This window comes from Rhodopirellula sp. UH5, assembly GCF_056839225.1.
This window is the reverse complement of record NZ_CM166390.1, coordinates 6,953,346-6,972,517: the sequence shown is the minus strand read 5'-3', so window position 1 is coordinate 6,972,517 and position 19,172 is coordinate 6,953,346. Positions and strand designations below refer to the sequence as shown.

The 19,172-nt window shown below is 56.6% G+C and carries 13 protein-coding genes; 9 read left to right on the top strand and 4 right to left on the bottom strand.

From position 1 onward, the window contains the following. Positions 1-12: 12 nt before the first annotated feature. From UH5x_RS25000 to UH5x_RS24985, 4 genes are all read right to left on the bottom strand, one after another. Positions 13-768 (bottom strand): class I SAM-dependent methyltransferase, encoded by a 756-nt coding sequence (locus UH5x_RS25000; protein WP_482634039.1) that lies wholly within the window; start codon positions 766-768, stop codon positions 13-15. After that, on the bottom strand, positions 765-2,021 hold the full coding sequence (locus UH5x_RS24995) for a BtaA family protein (RefSeq protein WP_482634038.1): 1,257 nt from the start codon (positions 2,019-2,021) through the stop codon (positions 765-767). Before UH5x_RS24995 ends, UH5x_RS25000 begins: the two co-directional genes overlap by 4 nt. Before the next feature lie 48 nt (positions 2,022-2,069). Then, a complete protein-coding gene (locus tag UH5x_RS24990) occupies positions 2,070-2,966 on the bottom strand; it encodes a UDP-2,3-diacylglucosamine diphosphatase (protein WP_482634037.1) in 897 nt (298 codons plus the stop codon). Between the two features lie 325 nt (positions 2,967-3,291). Then, complete coding sequence (locus UH5x_RS24985; protein WP_482634036.1) at positions 3,292-4,935, bottom strand: alginate export family protein; 1,644 nt, start codon at positions 4,933-4,935, stop codon at positions 3,292-3,294. 802 nt (positions 4,936-5,737) lie between these two features. Between UH5x_RS24985 and UH5x_RS24980 the strand changes: the two genes are divergently transcribed. The 9 genes from UH5x_RS24980 (at position 5,738) to UH5x_RS24940 (ending at position 18,939) form a co-directional block, all read left to right on the top strand. Beyond that, the gene (locus UH5x_RS24980; RefSeq protein WP_482636073.1) at positions 5,738-7,222 is read left to right on the top strand and encodes a CmpA/NrtA family ABC transporter substrate-binding protein; all 1,485 of its coding nucleotides are present in this window, start codon (positions 5,738-5,740) and stop codon (positions 7,220-7,222) included. Between the two features lie 81 nt (positions 7,223-7,303). Beyond that, positions 7,304-8,419, top strand: a complete 1,116-nt coding sequence (locus tag UH5x_RS24975; protein ID WP_482636072.1) for an ABC transporter permease — start codon at positions 7,304-7,306, stop codon at positions 8,417-8,419. 47 nt (positions 8,420-8,466) lie between these two features. Beyond that, positions 8,467-9,414 (top strand): ABC transporter ATP-binding protein, encoded by a 948-nt coding sequence (locus tag UH5x_RS24970; RefSeq protein WP_047815273.1) that lies wholly within the window; start codon positions 8,467-8,469, stop codon positions 9,412-9,414. Positions 9,415-9,522: 108 nt separating this feature from the next. Next, a complete protein-coding gene (locus UH5x_RS24965) occupies positions 9,523-10,371 on the top strand; it encodes an ABC transporter ATP-binding protein (protein ID WP_047815210.1) in 849 nt (282 codons plus the stop codon). Positions 10,372-10,383: 12 nt separating this feature from the next. Next, complete coding sequence (locus UH5x_RS24960; protein WP_482634035.1) at positions 10,384-11,319, top strand: GAF domain-containing protein; 936 nt, start codon at positions 10,384-10,386, stop codon at positions 11,317-11,319. Positions 11,320-11,324: 5 nt separating this feature from the next. Then, positions 11,325-13,133, top strand: coding sequence for a DmsC/YnfH family molybdoenzyme membrane anchor subunit (locus UH5x_RS24955; RefSeq protein WP_482634034.1), 1,809 nt, complete (start codon positions 11,325-11,327; stop codon positions 13,131-13,133). Next, on the top strand, positions 13,130-15,391 hold the full coding sequence (locus UH5x_RS24950; RefSeq protein ID WP_047815207.1) for a molybdopterin oxidoreductase family protein: 2,262 nt from the start codon (positions 13,130-13,132) through the stop codon (positions 15,389-15,391). The genes UH5x_RS24955 and UH5x_RS24950 overlap by 4 nt, the downstream gene beginning before the upstream one ends. Then, on the top strand, positions 15,384-17,234 hold the full coding sequence (locus UH5x_RS24945) for a NirA family protein (RefSeq protein WP_047815206.1): 1,851 nt from the start codon (positions 15,384-15,386) through the stop codon (positions 17,232-17,234). Before UH5x_RS24950 ends, UH5x_RS24945 begins: the two co-directional genes overlap by 8 nt. 100 nt (positions 17,235-17,334) lie before the next feature. After that, positions 17,335-18,939, top strand: a complete 1,605-nt coding sequence (locus tag UH5x_RS24940; protein ID WP_047815205.1) for a sulfite reductase subunit alpha — start codon at positions 17,335-17,337, stop codon at positions 18,937-18,939. Positions 18,940-19,172: the final 233 nt, after the last annotated feature.

Here is a 19,172-nt window from a genome sequence, read left to right as displayed (position 1 = left end):
CCAAGTCGCTCCTCATTCGGCCGGCTTCCGGCCGAGGAACAAGTAATACGGTGCCTTCAGCAGCGGCATGTAGGGAACGCTTCCCAGTCGCTCGTCGCAACGTTCCATTTCAAATTGCCGGTTCAACATGGCCAGATGGTCGCTGGACAAGGAAACATTGTCCGACGCAAACCAGAGCGACCAAAACGTCCGCCGCAACCAACCATGTTGGCGACTCGTCGAAGCAGCATGCTTTCGCGAAACGTGAAAGTCGGTCACCGCAATCCGACCACCGGGTTTGAGAATCCGCCGGGCGATCAAGATCGACTCGAACCAGTCCGGAATCATCGTCAGCGAATACGAAAACGTGACGACGTCCACGCTGTTTTCCGGCAGCTCGAATTTGGTCGCGTCAGCGTGATGCAGCGTCACGTTGTTCAGCCTGCGTTCCTCCACTCGTTCGGCCGCGACCTTCAGCAGTGATGGCGACAGGTCCACCAAGTGGATTTTCGACAGAGACTTGGACTGTTCTTCGGCGGAAAACAGATTGTGTCCCGTCCCGGCACCGAAATCGACCCACACGCCCTCGGCGGGGAAGTCCACCCAAGACATCAATTCCGATCGACCGTGCAAGAGTCGGGCGCGAAACGAATCGTAGTGAGATGCTTGGCCTTCATAGAAACTCTCCAGTCGTTCACCGTGTGTCGTGCCGCGAACGGGACGAAATAACAGATGCCAAAGTACCTTGAGATCATCGAAACGCGACTTCGTTTGAGCGATCTCACTCATGCTGCCACACCAGTTGCCCCGACTGCTTCCGTTGTCACTGCTGTGTCATCGGACAGTCGACCAAACAGATCGGCAATGTAGAAACTGCCATAGGTGTGAACACGGTCCCGAGCATGCAACGAGGTCGCCAACTCGTCGTGATAGTGAAGCAGATCACCCAACTGAACGGCGCTGCCTTCATGTTGCAACATCAAAGGGTTGACGAAATCGACCGCCAGTGCGGCGCTCCGCCATAGCACTCGCGCGTCGGACGTGGCGCGGTTCAGAATGCTTTGCCACTCCGACACCAACAATTCGGGATGACGGTCGTACAGCCAATCCATGTGATCGAGCAACACAAAGCGAGAAATCGGTTGATCGTGCCCGGTCAAGAACCCCTCGACCGTGTTGGTGTGCGTGTGAACGCGATCCACCAAACCGCCCTTCAGTCGTTCGAAGTTTTGTTCCTTGAGGTATTCCGGGCAACAATCGGGTGTGTAACTGCCCGTCAAGTAAACCCGCCAAAAGTAGTTGTCACGCAGCGGCAACGTTTTGAAAACGGCTTCGATTCGGTCCTGGATAAAGCCACCAATCCCGCCAGGATAACATCGGTCCAATTGGTTGCGTTGGCTGCGTGGCACACCCAGCATTGCAAGCGTGGTGTCACGTCGCAGAGCCCAGCGAAGTGGTTTGCTCCACAGCAACCCGTTGATATCCCGCTGTTGGTAGACCTCGCGTTGACGATCGACGGATTCCGCCTGCAGCAATTCGCCGATCGCTTCTTTCAATCCCGCCGGACGCTTCAAATAGCCATTGACCAACCAAGCGAACAATCCCGAGGTGCCGCGAAAGTAAAAGCTTTTCCGGCGAGAGGTTCCATCAAAGAAGTCCAGACGTCGGTCCCAAATCCCACGTGCTTCCGCGGTCAGCGAACTGCGAATGTGATTGTGATAGAGCGACTGCCAATCGGCATGAAATCCGCGTCCAAACACATCAAAGAAGTCATCGTAGTTCAGCGTGCGAATGGCGGCACACTTCAGTTCCAGCAGTGCGTTCTGAAGTGGGTTCATATCCACCGCGTGCACCGAACGGGGTGACTGCAACGCATAGTCCAATGCATTGCAACCGGCGGAGGTGATCACCAGCACCGAATCATCGGCCCCCAGCGAAAGTGCTTGACGATCAATGCGAGGGTCCTCCCAGCACGTGTTGTAGACGAGGTTCTTTTGGTGAACGACCCTGAAACACTTGTTGCCAAGCCAATTTGCGACCATGCGAAGTTGTCTTTCAATCAGAGTTGGAGTTTGGTTGTGTGTCACGCATCACGCCGCGTAAACACGGGATGCCGTTCCGGCGCTCGCCGCAACGAGTTCTCGTTCGTCCAGGCTGGTTGCCTTTTTCACTGGGATTTCTTTGCGAAGGGGCCCGCGTTGAGAGGGAAGGCGAAGAATCAGGTCTTCGTCATAGCGGCGGACCAAATGCAATTGACCATCGTGACGCTCCACCAACCCGGTGCAGTTCTCGATCCAGTCACCGGTGTTGCAGTACCACATCGAATCGCCGGTCACGATGTCGGGCGTGTGGATGTGTCCGCAGATCACACCGTCGCAATCCTGTTCTTTGGCGTGGTGCAGAAGTTTGTTTTCGAAGCCACTCACAAAGCGAATCCAACGTTTGACGCGGTCCTTTAAAACCGCACACTGACCGTGAGGATTGCAATCTCGGTGCTGCCAAATTTTGTGATACCAACGGTTCAAACTCAAACAAACGTCGTACAAAGCGGTCGACCCCTTGGACAACCACTGAGCGTTGAGTTCAACACAGTCAAAGAGGTCGCCGTGCGTGATCAAGAACTTCCATCCAGCACTCGTTTCCAACACAAATTCATTTGCGACTTCAAACCGGGGCAAGGTGGCCAAACAACCCGCTCGAAACGCTGGGTTTCGCAGAAAGGCATCGTGATTGCCAGCGACGTAGCGAATCGCAGTTCCCTGTTGTGCGAGTTGGATCAGATGGGCAATGATTTCATCGCATGCATTCGACCAATGCCAACCCGTGTTGATCTTCCACCCGTCGATGAAGTCACCAACCAAGTAGAGTGAGTCGGGTTGAAACTCACGCAGGAACGCGAGGAACTCTTCGGCTCGCGAGTGCTTCGATCCCAGGTGCACGTCGCTCACCAAGAGGGTCCGAACCGGCGTGGGGGCGGGCCGCTGCATACCAACTTCCTTGGCTTGGAAGGAATGGAAACGGCCGCCTCCTGGTCAAAAGAAATTCATCCTTGACCCCGGGAGTGCAATCCAATGCTGAACGACCATCGCTTTGAACTTGAATTCGAGCGAAGGGTACCAATCCAGTGTGACGTTCTCGTTAACGGCTGATGCGGGTTGCAAAAATTTTCCTGAACCGCACCGTCACGTCGGTTTGAAAGGTCATCGAGCGCATGCTCGTGTCGCAACCGAGAGAACCGCACAGGCAAAAAAAATCGCTCGATGTGAGACACATCGAGCGATCAAGTCGTAGTTCGGCTTTGAGAGACGCGGCTTAGAATCGCGTCTGATACTGGAAGTAGAAGAAGTCGGCGTCCAAGTTTTGAACCCCGGCCGTCGTGCTGTAGTACTTGCCTGAATTGAAGTGTGAGTACCCGATCAAGGCGCTGTTGCGTGGGTTCAATGCGACTTGGAACAACACATCAATCTCGTGTCCGAGTTCACGATCGCCCGCTGCGTTCCCTGGATTCGACGGGTTCATCACCACGTTGAACGGCGTGGTTTTCTCGTCCAACATGAAGTAGTGATACCACAGAATCAACTTGACCTTCTCACCAAAGAAGGGCGTGATGAACTGAGCGTTGATGTCGTGGATGTTACGACGACCAAACAAGTCCATGAATCCCAAGTACTTGTGAGCCAGAGGGAACATGTGATCGAAACCATCGCCACCGCGAAGATCGTCGTCACCGCCCGAAGCGTAGTCGTACCACATCCAAAACGTTGGCTTCCAATCGCTCGTCATCGCGACCTGACGCCCCAGACCTCCGGTGAAGAAACCGGCGCTGTGGTCCGTTCCATCACTGTTGGTCCCGAACTGCGTGCCGCCTTCGTACTCGTACAGCCAATTGGAACCCGTCTTGCCCACGATGCGACTGCCAATTGTGTGGTAGTCAAAATCGCCCGCGTCATCGTTGAAACCAAGGTAGTAGTTTTCCCACTGCCCCAACCAAGTGTCTTTCCGTGTCATGTAGACGCCAAAGAAATCCACATCGGTGTTGGTGGCGTCCCAACGATCATCGTAGGCGGCGGTCCGTCGGACAGGATTCGTGTAGAACGCCTCCAAAGAACCATCTTGATTGGCGTAGGTCGCACGCACACCGTCAAACGTGCGACGGGTGTTGGCCCAATCCAATGGTGAGATCAATCGCTGAGCTCCCATCAACAACTCTTGACGTCCCCCGCGGACCGACAAGTTGTCCGTCAGCTGAGCTTCGAGGAACAGGTTCTGGGCTTCCCCGCGGTTCTCTTCGATTGGCCGGCTGGCGAAGGTCTCGCCACCGGAATCAGCGTACAAGTACTCCCCGTAGAACCGGACGTTCTCGGAAAGATGCCAGTTGGCGAACATGCGATAGCGAGTCAGCCAAAAGTTGTCGTCGTTGCCGGTGATCCCCAAGCCGCGGTGGTTGTTTTCGCTGTGGTAGCGAACCCGTGCTTCCCCACCCACGTCCAACGTTCCGTCCAACAATCCTTTCAGCGAATCACCAAAGAACGAAGGACCGTCGTAACAAGGATCGTCCAGGTAGCTGAAGTCGTTGGCGTAGAAGACGCCTTGGTAGGCACCTTTCATTTTCGCCGTCGCGGCTTCTTTCTTTTTCTTCGTGCAGCATCCATTTGCACAGCAAGTGCAGGGCGCTGAGTAGGAAAGGTCAGCGTCCGAGTAGGCAGACGAGTCCAAAACCGGTTCTGCGATCGACGACTGCGATTCCACAATCGAAGAAGCTGCGGGCGATTCGTTCGGAGCGGTTGGGGACGGACCGGGATCCGTGAGCGCCCCCGAACCCTGTTGAAAGACCAGGACTTCCACCTGCTCGAGACCGGAAGTGTCTTGCGCATGAAGGGGAGTCGTAAAGGCCGCGGTTGAGAACGCGATCGCGATCGCACCCACAAGACGGCGTTTCCAGTGGCGTTGGGACATTGAGTTGTATCTCCATCATGGAGTTGATTGAAAGTTCGGATCATCCGGATCGTGCACTGGATCGTCCTCGATTCTTCCGCCTGGAGAAAAAGGAACGGCAATGAATTCAGAGATGATTCGGAATCAAAATCCGGGCCTGCAGAACGATCCTTTTTGGCTATCGGCGCATTCAAAGTGACGCTGCATCCACAAAGCCCGGGTGGCTCAAGATGCACCCTCGTCGGACATGCTCAATCGGCGCAACGCTCAAACTCCCAGATGTCGAGCGTCCGACCAGCGCAGCCGACGCCTCGTCGAGAACGACCGAATCCTGATGCTTTCAAAGGGTTCAAGAATCGACATTCTCCGAGTTGTCATGTGACTCTCAGGCAGGTGTCGACAACACCCCCACATCGACTGCCTAATCAACAGGCATACCACCCGTTGGGGTGCTCAACAATTTGGCATCCCCAACCATCGACAAAATTTCCAATGCGTGACGCAGCTCCCGAAAGGAAATGAAGCAACCTTTATTCGCGCACACAGGCGGCTCCTTCAACCGTACCAACACAGACGCATTTCTCACCCCTGTCCGTGGCATGACGGTTGCGAACCGTAAAACCTGCATCACCGACGCCACTTTATTGCACACCGTTATCAGCTCTCTTCTCGACGGATAGTTTTCCTCATGCCTTTTTGCCCTTCCGGCTTTTGCCTTGAATCGGAAAGCACCCCGTTCATTTCATCGGATTCGTCCTCGTCCACTCGAAGCGGACAAACTCAGGAACAACAGGCTCCCCGCCCCCAACGCGCCACCGGATCGATGCGAGCCATCGCTGCCGTCAGGGTCAATCCGTTCCTGTTGTTCGGCTGCCTTGCACTGACTGGACTGATGACCGGTTGCAGTGATTCCACGGTCACACTGGCCGATCTCGAAGCCGCCGCATCCAAGGTCGACATCAGCAAAATTGAAGTCAGTGTCGATCCTTCAGCCGCCGCTGAGATGCTGGATTTGGAGAAGTCGGACCTGACCTTCGGGTTCATCAAACTGACCGATTGTGCCCCCTTGGTGATCGCGAAGGAGATGGGCTACTTCGATGATGAAGGCCTGAACGTGACGCTCGAAACCCAGTCAAACTGGAAGATCCTGCTCGACAACGTCATCAACGGGCAACTCGACGGAGCTCACATGCTGGCCGGCCAGCCCATCGGTGCCACGATCGGTGTTGGAACCAAGTCGCCGATCGTGACCGCCTACAGCCTGGATTACAACGGCAATGGGATCACGGTCAGCAACGAAGTCTGGGCCCAGATGCAGGAGAATGACCCGGCTCTCAACAGCCCAACCCCCAAGCACCCCATCAGCGCAGCAAGCCTGAAGCCAATCGTTGACGAGTACCTGCAGGATGCCGGTGAACCGTTCCCAATGGGAATGGTGTTCCCCGTCAGCACACACAACTACGAGATTCGATATTGGTTGGCCGCGTCGGGGATCCATCCTGGCATGTACACAGAATCCGACCTCAAAGGCTTCACCGACGCGCAAGTCAAATTGTCGACGGTTCCACCACCCAATATGCCACAGAACCTGGAGGCGGACATCGTCAAAGGTTACTGCGTTGGCGAGCCTTGGAATCAAAAGGCGGTCGTGACAGGTATCGGGGTCCCGGTCACCACCAACTACGACATCTGGAAGAACAACCCGGAAAAGGTGTTCGGCGTCGCGGAATCCTGGGCGGAGGAACATCCACAAACTCACCTGGCTGTGATCAAGGCATTGATTCGAGCCGGCAAATGGCTGGATGCCACCGACGCCACAGGCAAACTGATCAACCGAGAGGAAGCCGTCGACATCCTCAGCAGCAAGGACTATGTCGGAGCGGAAAAGGAAGTGATCAGCAACTCGATGATGGGCACGTTCGTCTTTCAATCCACCGATGTTCGCGAAATGCCGGACTTCAACGTGTTCTTCAAACACGAAGCCAGCTACCCGCACTACAGCGACGCAATTTGGTTCCTGACTCAAATGCGACGCTGGGGACAAATCACTGAATCGAAACCGGCCAGCTGGTATGCCGAGGTAGCCAAACAGGTCTACCGTCCCGAAATCTACCGCCAGGCCGCTGAACTGTTGATCAGCGAGGGCAAGCTGGATCCGAACGAGATCCCGGCTCCTGACTACGACGGCTACCGCGCGGTCACCACCGAATTCATCGATGGCAACCAGTACGACGCCAAAGACCCGATTGGCTACATCAACAGTTTCGACATTGGCAACAAGGACGACGAGTCCCTGGCCAAGAAATAGCCGCGACCACCGGGGTCGTTTGACCCTGGTTCCTGTTCCTTCTTGTCTTCTATCTCCCACCTTTTCTGGACGTATCCCCTGATGAACTGGCGTGGCAATCTTCTCCGTTTTTGCGATGTGGCCGGACTTCCAATTCTCGAACCGTTTGTTCGCTTGGCAGCAGGTGAGGACAAACGCGAACAGTGCATCGGGATCGCAAAGTTCATTCTGCTACCCATCGCTGCAGTTTGCGTGTTCTTGATGTTGTGGGCGGGGGCTGCCTCCACGGTGGTGACTGACAGCGCTAAACTTCCCAGCCCCCAAGCGACTTGGTCGGCGGGCAAACAGCTGATCGCGATGCACTACGACCAACGTGCCGCTGACAAAGCTGCCAAGCAAGAGAAGTTGACCGAAGCTGTTCAGCTCGTCGCCGAAGCCAACGCTTACACCGCCGCGGCAGCCACCGCATCGGGTGAGACACAAACATTGCTCGTAGACAAATCGACCGCGTTGAAGAAACGCGCCCTCGCCGCAGCCAACTTCACCCCATCAAGCGCCCCGACTTTCATCGACCAGATCTGGACCAGTGTCAAAACCGTCTTCTTCGGTTTTTTCTTGGCCACGATCGTTGCCGTGCCGGTCGGCGTTCTTTGCGGGATGAGTCCTTGGTTCAATGCGGCGGTGACCCCGTTCATTCAAATTTTCAAACCGGTCAGCCCACTGGCTTGGTTGCCTTTGGCGTTCATCGTCATCATGTGGTACTACGCTGGTTACTCCAGCGGCGAAACGTTTTTCAACAAAGCGTTTCTGATCTCAGCGTCAACCGTCTGCCTGTGCTCGCTGTGGCCCACGTTGGTGAACACCACGCTTGGCGTTGCCAGTGTCGACAAGGATTTCATCAATGTCGCTGACGTGCTTCGTCTTTCATGGTGGCAACGTCTGACCAAGATCATCTTGCCCGCCAGTTTGCCACTGATGTTCGCTGGCATGCGAATCAGCTTGGGGGTGGGTTGGATGGTTTTGATTGCCGCCGACATGCTCGCTCAAAACCCTGGCCTCGGAAAGTTCGTCTGGGATGAATTCCAAAACGGCAGTGAGCTGACCTACGCACGAATCGCCTTCAGTGTGATCGTGATCGGAATGATCGGATTGGTCTTGGATCGCATCATGATCTTCTTCCGCAACCTGGTCAGCTTCGGCAACCCTTCCCCCGTTTGATCGTGGATGTCACGGCTTCTCTTCCTTCCTCATCCAGCGGTGCAACCATGAGCACAGTTCTCGAAACGACGCCCAAGTCCAACCGACGAGTCGTCTCGTCCGCTCCCAAGCCCATCGTGCAAATGCGTGGCGTTTGCAAGGGGTACGGCAGTGGTGTGACACGAAACGAAGTCCTGCAGAACATCAACCTCAACATTCGCGAAGGCGAGTTTTTGGCAGTGGTGGGCTTCAGCGGCAGTGGCAAAACGACGTTCACGCAGTTGTTGGCCGGATTGATCGCTCCTGACCAAGGCACGATCACGATGGATGACGAGCCGATCAAGGGCCCATCCCCCGACCGCGGCATGGTGTTCCAGAATTATTCGCTGCTGCCATGGCTGACTGTCCGAGGGAACATCGCCTTGTCGGTCAACGCGGTTTTCAAAGGATGGTCGCGAGAACAACGACGCGAACACGTCGAAAAGTTCATCGACATGGTGGGACTCAGCCACGCGGCGCATCGAAGGCCTCACGAGTTGTCCGGCGGGATGCGCCAACGAACCAGTCTGGCAAGGACCTTGGCATTGAAACCGAAAGTTCTGCTGCTTGACGAACCGCTCTCCGCATTGGACGCACTGACACGCGGTCAACTCGGTGACGAGATCCTGAAGATCTGGGGCGAGGAAAAACAGACGTGCGTGATGATCACCAACGATGTGGACGAAGCGATCATGGTCGCCGACCGAATCGTGCCGTTGAACCCTGGCCCGAACGCTTCGCTTGGTCCCGTGTTCACCGTGGGCATCGATCGACCTCGGAACAAAACCGAACTCAACGACAACGATGAGTTCAAAGGATTGCGGAACGCCGTCACGAACTACTTGGTCGCAGTACGTCAAAAGGCCCGTCGCGATGAGTTGGCGGCCAACCCGACCCAAGCCTTCCACTTGCCTGACATTGAGCCCTCTGATTTGTCGCGTCCCTCGCGGGCGGTCTTCAACACAGGTCCTCAATAGGCGTCCCCATTTCGAACGCGTTGGCAAACCTGCCTCGCGTTTTGACGGCCCGTCTTTCAGACGCGTGAATCCCCAACACCTTCCACCTTCCAACACAGTGCACCGAACATGCGTGGCTACGTTGAAATGTTCCGTCTCGGCAAAACTTACGACACCCACAATGGGCCCGTCGTGATTGTCGAGGAATTTGATCTCAACCTTGAAAAAGGAGAGTACGTCTCGCTGCTTGGCCACTCCGGTTGTGGCAAGAGCACCGTGCTCACCATGGTCGCCGGACTCAACCCCATCACCAGCGGTGGCGTTGCCATTGACGGACGCGAAATCGACGGCCCGGGTCCCGATCGCGGCGTCGTGTTCCAGTCGCCATGTTTGATGCCCTGGATGACAGCTCTTGAAAACGTGATGCTCGGGGTGAACCAGGTCTATCTGCAAGCCAGCAAAAAGGACCGTCGTGACTTGGCATCGTACTATCTCAACCTGGTCGGGCTGGGCAGCAACCTGCACAAGCGAGCCAAGGACCTCAGCCAAGGCATGCAGCAACGTGTTGGGATTGCCAGAGCGTTTGCACTGCGTCCCAAAATGCTGCTGCTCGATGAGCCGTTTGGCATGCTGGATTCGCTCACGCGGATGGAACTCCAAGAGATCCTTCTCGAGATCTTGATCCGCGACAAAGTCACCACGGTGATGGTCACCCACGATGTCGACGAAGCGCTCTTCATGAGCGATCGCGTGGTGATGATGACCAACGGCCCTCGGGCCAAAGTTGGTGCGATCTTCAGCTTGCCGTTCGACCGCCCTCGGGTTCGCGCCGATGTGCTCGATCATCCCGAGTACTACGACTTTCGCGGCAAGATGATTCAGTTCCTGGAAGACCAGGACCACAAGAAGCTCAAAGCGGACGCGGAGAAACGTGCGACGGCCCAAGCAGCAGAACTCGCAACCGCCGATGCCACCTAAAGGGTTGCCAACATGACTTCAATCTCGATCTCAGAACCATCCAACGCCACCATCACTTTGCGTCACTCATTGCCACCGCTTGCCGTTTCCGATCCGTGCTATCTGCAAGGCGTTCATGTCTGCGATGTCATTGCCCCGGGCGACTTTTCTTCCGATTGCGATGCCAATGCGTTGCCGATCGCAAAGCGATGCCTTGAAGAGGCTGACGCGGTGGTGGTGCAAGAACCATCGTTGTTGCCCTCGGAGGCAGCCGCAGCGATGGCGATACCCGTTCATTGCGGAGGCGTCATTCAGTCCGTCATTGTCTTGTTCGCGAAATTGCCGTCTGAGTCCCTTCCCGATCCAGTCGGCGTGTTCGAAGTCTGGCGTCCCGTCGGTAAATACGATGAAGTCGCACTGCGAGAAGGCTACTACGGCAAACTCGAGCGATTCCAAAACGTCAGTTCCTTTGTGCGTTTTGAAAAGGGCAACGGACTTCCCGGCGTCGTTTGGGAACAGAGCCGAGCACTCGCGCAAGACGACCTCGCCAACCACATGGGTTTCCTGCGGGCGGCGGGCGCGTCCGCGGATTTGCTCAACTCGGCAGTTGGGCTGCCCGTCTTCGCCGACCAATACCTTTCCACCGCCGTCCTGATTCAATCCAAACGCTCCCCGATGGCTCGTGCGATCGAAGTTTGGAACGTCGACGGCAACGAATGTGAATTGACCAGCCAAGCGTATGGGGAAGTCGAACAAGCCTTTCGACTCCCGCCTGCCACACGAATTCCATTGATGACCGGAATCCTCGGATTGGTGGCCGAGCATCAACGTGTTGTGTTGCTCGAGGACATGGAAGCGTTGCTGCTCACTCGTCCTGCTGATCGCGCGTTGCCATGCCCAACCGCTGGACTCGCCATCCCATTTTTTGAGGGCTCCGACCTCAGCTCCATCACCGTTTTGATGTTCTGATTCTTATGTCCAGTCTTCTCCCCACCGAATCGAACTTCGCTCCACCCGTCGGCGCCGTGCCCACGACGGGATTGCCCCTGGACGGACAAGGCGACTCGTTTGATTTGGTCAGCATGCTGCTGAACGAACAGCAAACGTTGACCGCCGTGGAGGACTTCGCGGCGGCACATGAATCCGGCCTTGCCGAAGAACAGATGGTGGCCCCACCGGCGGGTCAGCCCGCTCAGGCTCGTTACTATTCCAAGCTGATGCCCGCCAGCCCACCGGGTCCAGGACAACAACTCGCCTTTGACGTCAACCTTGACACCTGCAGTGGCTGCAAGGCCTGCGTGGTGGCCTGTCACACGATGAACGGTTTGGACGAAACCGAAAGTTGGCGTCGGGTTGGCACGCTGGTCATCGGTGAAACCGATGACGACTCCGCCACTGAAACAGCGACGATCCCGGCCGCGATTGGTGTGCAACACATCACCACGGCCTGTCACCACTGCGAGGACCCAGGTTGCCTCAACGGTTGCCCAGTCAAGGCCTACGACAAAGACCCCGAAACAGGAATCGTTCGACACCTCGACGATCAATGCATTGGGTGCAAGTACTGCACGATGATGTGTCCCTACGAAGTCCCCAAGTACAGCAAACGTCTGGGCATCGTTCGCAAGTGTGACATGTGCCAGCAAAGGCTCGCGACCGGCGAAGCTCCTGCGTGCGTGCAATCCTGCCCGAACGAAGCGATCGCGATTCGAGTCGTTGATCAACAGATTCCAGGTACAAACCCTGAGGATCGCTTGGTCAGCGGCGCCCCCCTTTCATCGATCACACGTCCCACCACCATATTCCGCAGCAAAGACCCAAGCAAACGATTGCAGGGCCACGCCCAAGACCATGGGATTGATCGCCCCGCTGAAGATCACTGGCCGCTGGCTGCCCTGTTGATTGCCACTCAAGTCGGCGTGGGCATGCTGTTGACCGAACGCGTGCTGGCGGCGATCGGATGGTTGGCCGGTTCCGCCATGCCAACGGAGACGACTCGCTGGACAGCCACAGTTGCCTTGGTGATCTCCATGGTGGGGATGAACTTGGCTCCACTGCACCTCGGACAACCGCTGCGATCCTGGCGCATCTTCCTGGGACTCCGAACATCGTGGCTCAGCCGCGAAGCCGTGTTGCTGGGCAAATTCGTGGGGATCCTGACCTTGGCCGTCGTCACGATGTGGTTGCCTGCGGTCGCTCAATACCTGCCGACCTGGGTTTCCATTCCCGCCTGGGTCCCCGGCATGATGTTGCTGGGAGCCATTGTCTTTGGCATCGCCGGTTTGTTGAGCAGCGGCATGATCTACATCGCCACGAAACGCATCCTTTGGCGTTTTGATCGCACGATGATCCGGTTCCTGGGTACCGCAGCGATCGGAGGCATGTCCACCAGCGCGTTGGTGATCGCCGCGACCACGCAACAACGAACCTCTGTCACTCTCTTGCTCGGCCTGACGACGTTGGCGCTGAGCGCGAAACTGGCTTGGGAAAAAAGCATCTTGCTCCGCCGCCAGCCGGGCAACACCGACGACCCTTGGGATCGACGGAGCCAACGACTGGTCCGCCATCACCTGGCCAAGTGGAGTCTGGGACGACTCGCGCTAGGTTGGACCAGTGTGACGCTGCTGGTCCTTTCAGCCGCCTTGGCACTCGCGGGCTCCATGACATTGGTTGTGGCCTGCACACTGGCCGCCACGTTGCTGCTCGTCACTGGCGAGTTCATCGAACGATTGATTTACTTTTCAAGTGTTGTTACCGATCGCATGCCGGGGACCCTCCGATGAGCATCTCAGCCAAAGACCTCCCACGAGGCAACTCAAAAGGTCTCCAACTCCCCACGCTGTTGCAACGGCGGACGGGCCCGATGACTCGCGAGTTGATCTTGCGCCCAGGCGATCACGGCTTGGGGATGACGCATGACTCGATGACCGCGGACACGACCACGACCGCCACCTGTGGCTACTGCGCCACCGGCTGCGGGTTGCGATTGCATTTGAAAGACGGGGAGGCCGTCGGCCTGACTCCCGAAACAACCTACCCGGTCAATCTGGGAATGGCTTGCCCCAAAGGTTGGGAAGCCCTGCGTGTCTTGGATTCTCCCGAGCGTGCCACGCAACCGTTGCTTCGTGACCCAAATGGCAAACTGTCATCGATCCCGTGGGACGATGCGTTCACCACCTTTTGCGATCGCATGAAAAAGGTCCAAGCCGAACACGGGACCGAATCCGTCGCTTTTTTGTCCACCGGACAAATTGCCAGCGAAGAAATGGCCTTCCTCGGTGCCCTGGCACGCTTTGGCATGGGCATGCGTCACTGCGATGGGAACACGCGTCAGTGCATGGCCACCGCGGTCACGGCTTACAAAGAGTCCTTCGGGTTTGATGCCCCGCCTTATACCTACGACGATTTCGAACAAAGCGATTGTTTGGTTTTCATCGGAGCCAACCCCTGCATTGGCCATCCAATCATGTGGGAACGAGTGCTTCGCAATCCCAACAATCCCGAAATCATCGTCATTGACCCGCGTCGGACCGAAACGGCTGCTGCCGCCACTCAGCACTTGCAAGTGCGGCCTAAAAATGACTTGGCTCTGCTGTACGCGATCACGAACGAGTTGATCGCGAGAGACTTTGTCGATCATGACTTTGTCCAAAACCACACCCAGGGTTTCGAAGCACTTCAACAACACGTCGCCCAATTCGATCTGGCAACCGTTTGCGAACAAGCGGGCCTGGCCGTGGAAGACGTGTCACATGCGGTGGAAGCGATCGGACGTGGCCGCGCCGTTTCACTTTGGTGGACCATGGGGGTCAACCAAAGCTACCAAGGGACACGGACCGCCCAAGCGATCATCAACATCGCTCTGATCACCGGAAACATCGGACGCCCAGGAACGGGTGCCAACAGCATCACTGGGCAATGCAACGCGATGGGATCGCGATTGTGGAGCAACACAACCAACCTGTTCGGACACCATTCCTTCTCTGACGAAGCCGATCGCAACAAGGTCGCCGAAGCACTCCAGATCCCCGTCGAACAGATTCCAACAACATCCAGTTGGAAATACGACCGCATCATCGAAGGAATCCGCAACGGCGAAATCAAAGGCCTGTGGGTCGTCGCCACCAATCCAGCGCACAGCTGGATCGATCAAGAGGACGTTCGCGAACTGTTTGCGAAACTGGACTTCCTGGTCGTCCAAGACATGTACGAAACGACCGAGACTTGCTCCCATGCGGATTTGATTTTGCCGTCGGCGGGTTGGGGAGAAAAAGAAGGCACGTTCATTAACAGTGAACGTCGCTACGGATTGCTCAAAAAAGTTCGCCACGCTCCCGGTCAAGCCCTCGCCGACTTTCAGATCTTTCGAGGGATCGCACACCGCTGGGGACTTGGCGAGATGTTCGCCGACTGGTCTTCGCCGGAAGCGGTGTTTCAGATCATGCAGCGAGCCAGTCGAGATCAACCCTGTGACATTTCAGGCATCCAGGGCTACGAACAACTCGATCGTTGCGGCGGCATTCAGTGGCCATGGTCAGCCGATCACGCCAGCGGCGGTTTTGAACCGGAACAGCAGCGCCGCCTGTTTGCCGATGGCCAGTTCTTCCACGACGACAACCGAGCTCGCCTGATTGTCGATGAAATCACACCGATGCCTGAGCCGGCCGACGCCCATTACCCCGTCGTGTTGCTCACCGGTCGAGGCACGGTCAGTCAGTGGCACACGCAAACCCGAACACGGCAAAGCCCACTGCTTCGGTCGCTGTATCCCAACCAACCGTACGTCGAGATGCACCCCCGCGACGCGGCGGAACTGGACGTCGAACACGGCGATCTCGTTCGTGTTCGATCTCGACGCGGCCATGCCGATGTGACCGCGTGCTTGACCCACTCGGTCCAGCCTGGACAAGCCTTCATGCCGATGCATTACGAGTGCACCAACCGGCTCACCCTTTCTCACTTTGACCCACACAGTGGCCAACCCAGCTACAAGGATTGTGCGGTCCGAATCGATCCCGTTTTGACGAGCGACCATGACTGATCAACAGGACTCCAAACCGTTTTCGGACGAACAACAGCAATACCTCGCTGGCTTCACCTTCGGTGCCGATGTGGCTCGCGCCGTCCAAGGACTGCCCGTTGTCTCAGGCTCCGGCGGAAAAGGCACGACACTGGCGATCGGCGGAAAACCAACGACGGTTGATGGCGAGGCAATGCCCTCGGGTCCCGACCGATTTGCCTTCGAAGCTCAATCGGCGGTCCTTGCATCCGGCAAAAAGCTGTCGAAAGAGGAACAAGCCAAACGCGAGAAAAACCCACTGGATCTCTGGGACGAAATGCAAGCTCGCTGTGAGGCGGGTGAGTTCCCCAAGGGCACCGATGTGTTCCTGCAAAAGTTCCACGGGCTGTTCTTTGTCGCCCCGGCGCAAGACAGCTTCATGTGCCGGTTGCGACTTCCCGGCGGTCAAATCCAAGCCTGGCAATTGCGGGGACTGGCCGATCTGGCGGACCAATCGGCGGGTCCGTACCTGGACCTGACCACACGCGGCAACGTGCAGTTGCGAGAGATCCCCGCCGATCAAGCCATGAACATTTTATTCGGGACTCGTGAACTGAACATCGTGCCGCTGGGCAGCGGCGGCGACAACATTCGCAACTGCACCAGCAGCGCCATGTCCGGCTTGGATGCCGATGAACTGATCGAGACTCTGCCGCTCGCCAAACGCATGCACCACTACATCCTCAACCATCGTGAGATGTACGGGTTGCCTCGAAAATTCAACATCGCTTTCGAAGGCGGTGGACGAATCGCGTCCCTGGAAGACACCAACGACATCGGCTTCAAAGCCGTTCGCGTGCTCGATGAAAACGCGTCGGATGACTTGCCCGCGGGCGTCTATTTCCAGCTTTGTCTGGGTGGCATCACCGGTCACAAAGACTTTGCTCGCTACACCGGCGTGTTGCTTCGTGAAAGTGAATGTGTTGCCGTCGCTGCCGCGATCGTTCGAGTCTTCATTCGCACGGGTGACCGGACCGACCGCAAAAAAGCTCGCCTGAAGTACGTGCTCGACGAGATGGGATTTGAGAAATTCATCGCGGAGGTCGAGGCACAAATGGGCCAGACGTTGACCAAGGTCGACGTGAATCGGTTGACCGTCCAAGACATCGAGGACCGCAGTGCTCATGTCGGTGTGTTCCCTCAGAAACAACCCGGTTTGAATTCCATTGGGGTCGTCTTTCCCGTTGGCCGCATGACAACCGACCAAGCTCGTGCTCTCGCGGATTTGTCACTCCGCTACTCCAACGGCGACATTCGTTTGACCGTCTGGCAAAACCTGATCCTGACCAACATCGCCGACGATGATTTACCAGCCGTCCAAGCCGGAATTCGCGAGTGTGGACTCGACTACGAAGCCAACTCGATTCGCGCCGGATTGGTCGCCTGCACCGGTAGCGCGGGTTGCAAATTCGCGGGAGCACCGACCAAGGCCAACGCGATGGAGATCGCCGAACACGTGGAAAGCATGTTGACACTGGACCAACCCATCAACATTCACTTGACCGGCTGTCACCACAGCTGTGCTCAGCACTACATCGGCGACATCGGACTGATCGCCTGCCAAGTCGAAGTCGGCGAGGACATGGTCGATGGCTATCACGTCTGCCTCGGTGGGGGTTGGGGATCACGCCAAGGCATCGCTCGCGAAATCTATTCGTCGATCCCATTCACAAATGTCCCCGCCTTGGTCACCGGCATTCTGTCGAGCTACCAACAACACCGACTCGACGCCAACGAGTCCTTCAATCAATTCGCAACCCGGCTGAGTGATGAAGAACTGAAGGGCTTGGTGGAACTGCCCACCGAATCGTCCGTCGTCTGCTAATTCGTGAATTCACGCCACGCGAAAACCGTTTTTCGCTAACACGGCACCGACCTCATCCAGCTTCCAACCACCTTTCGATTCATTCCCAGGATTGATCCCGATGACCAGCTTCATCCCAGAGACCGCCCCCTTCAACGAACAACAACGAGCCTGGCTAAATGGTTTCTTGGCGGGCTGGACCGGGATCACAGAGTCCGTTGATGGGAACGCAGCCACCGCGATGGCTGCCGGACTGCCCTCCGCTGACACGAATGTCGAAGAGGAAGAAGACTTCCCCTGGCATGATGACTCACTGCCCATTGTCGACCGAATGGAACTCGCCGATGGCAAACCACTGGACCGAAAGCTGATGGCTGCAATGGCTCAGCTGAATTGCGGTTCCTGCGGTTACCTCTGCCAAACGTACAGCGAAGCGATCGCGTCGGGCGACGAAAAAAATGTTTCTCTCTGCAGTCCTGGCGGTAAAGAAACGAAACAGATGATCAAAAAGCTCTTGGCGGAAGCGGGTGACAGCGTCCAACCATCCAGCAATGGCAACGGTTCGAATGGCTCCGAGCTGAATGGTGCCGCCGCCAACGGAGCCGCCGCATGGTCTCGCAAGAATCCTTATTCCGCCAACTTGATCGAGTCCCGACCACTCAACCAAGAAGGCTCCGCAAAAGACACCCGGCACGTCGCAATTGACTTGGTCGGGTCAGGAATCAAGTACGAAGTCGGAGACGCCCTGGGAGTCTACCCGACCAACTGCAGTGACTTGTGCATGCAAATTGTGGATCGTTTGGCAACGGACTCGCACGTCAAAGTGGCGACGCCACAAGGCAACACGAAAACTCTGCTGGAAGCACTGCACGAGGATTGCTGCTTGAAGGATCCAACCGACGAACTGCTGGAACTGCTGGTCGGACGCACCCCCAACGCAGACGCTCAAGCAACTCTCAACCACTTGCTCGCCGAAGGGGTTCCCGACGGTTTTGATGTCCTGGACGTCTTGGAGGTCGCCGGGGAATCAACCATCACCGCGACGGAATTCCTGGAATGCCTCGATCCTCTGAACCCTCGCCTGTATTCCATCGCCAGCAGCATGAAGGCGGTCGGTGATCAAGTTCATCTGACGGTTGGCAAGGTCGTCTACGAACGCGAAGGGCGTGTGCGAAAAGGTGTCGCCAGCACCATGTTGGCCGACCGAGTCAACTGCGGCGAAAGCATGCGAGTCTTCGTGCAGCCCAACCACGGTGGTTTCACCGTTCCGGAAAAAGATGCCACCCCCATGATCATGGTTGGCCCCGGAACCGGGATAGCTCCCTTTGTGGCCTTCATCCAAGAACGGGCCGCTCGCAAAGCTTCCGGTGACAACTGGTTGTTCTTTGGTGATCAACACGAAGCGTACGACTTCCTGTATGAATCCGAACTGACCGAGCACGTGCACTCGGGCGTGCTCTCACGACTGGACACCGCATTCAGCCGCGACGGCGACACGAAGGTTTATGTCCAAGACAAAATGCGAGAGAACGCGGCGGAACTTTGGGCATGGTTGAACCGTGGTGCCCACTTTTACGTTTGCGGCGACGCCACCCGGATGGCCGCCGATGTCGACCGAGCCTTGCTGCAGATCATCACTCAAGAAGGCGGCATGTCAGAAGACGAAGGCAAGGCCTACTTGAAAACCATGACGTCCGAGAAACGATACGTCCGCGATGTTTATTGATCGTCGGTGTCAGCCGACGGCTGTTAGGCCCGGTTATTCGACGTAAGTCTCACTGTGGCGATCCAGGGACGACTCATTGAACAAGCTAAATTGACAATTGTAAATTGTAAACTTCTGAGCTGAACAATCGATTTCGGTAGCGCGGTGAATTGACACCGCCTTCGAAACGCACTGCCCGCCTAACAACACAATATCGAGTGGCGAAGGGTTCTGATATCGAAGCTTTTGATTCG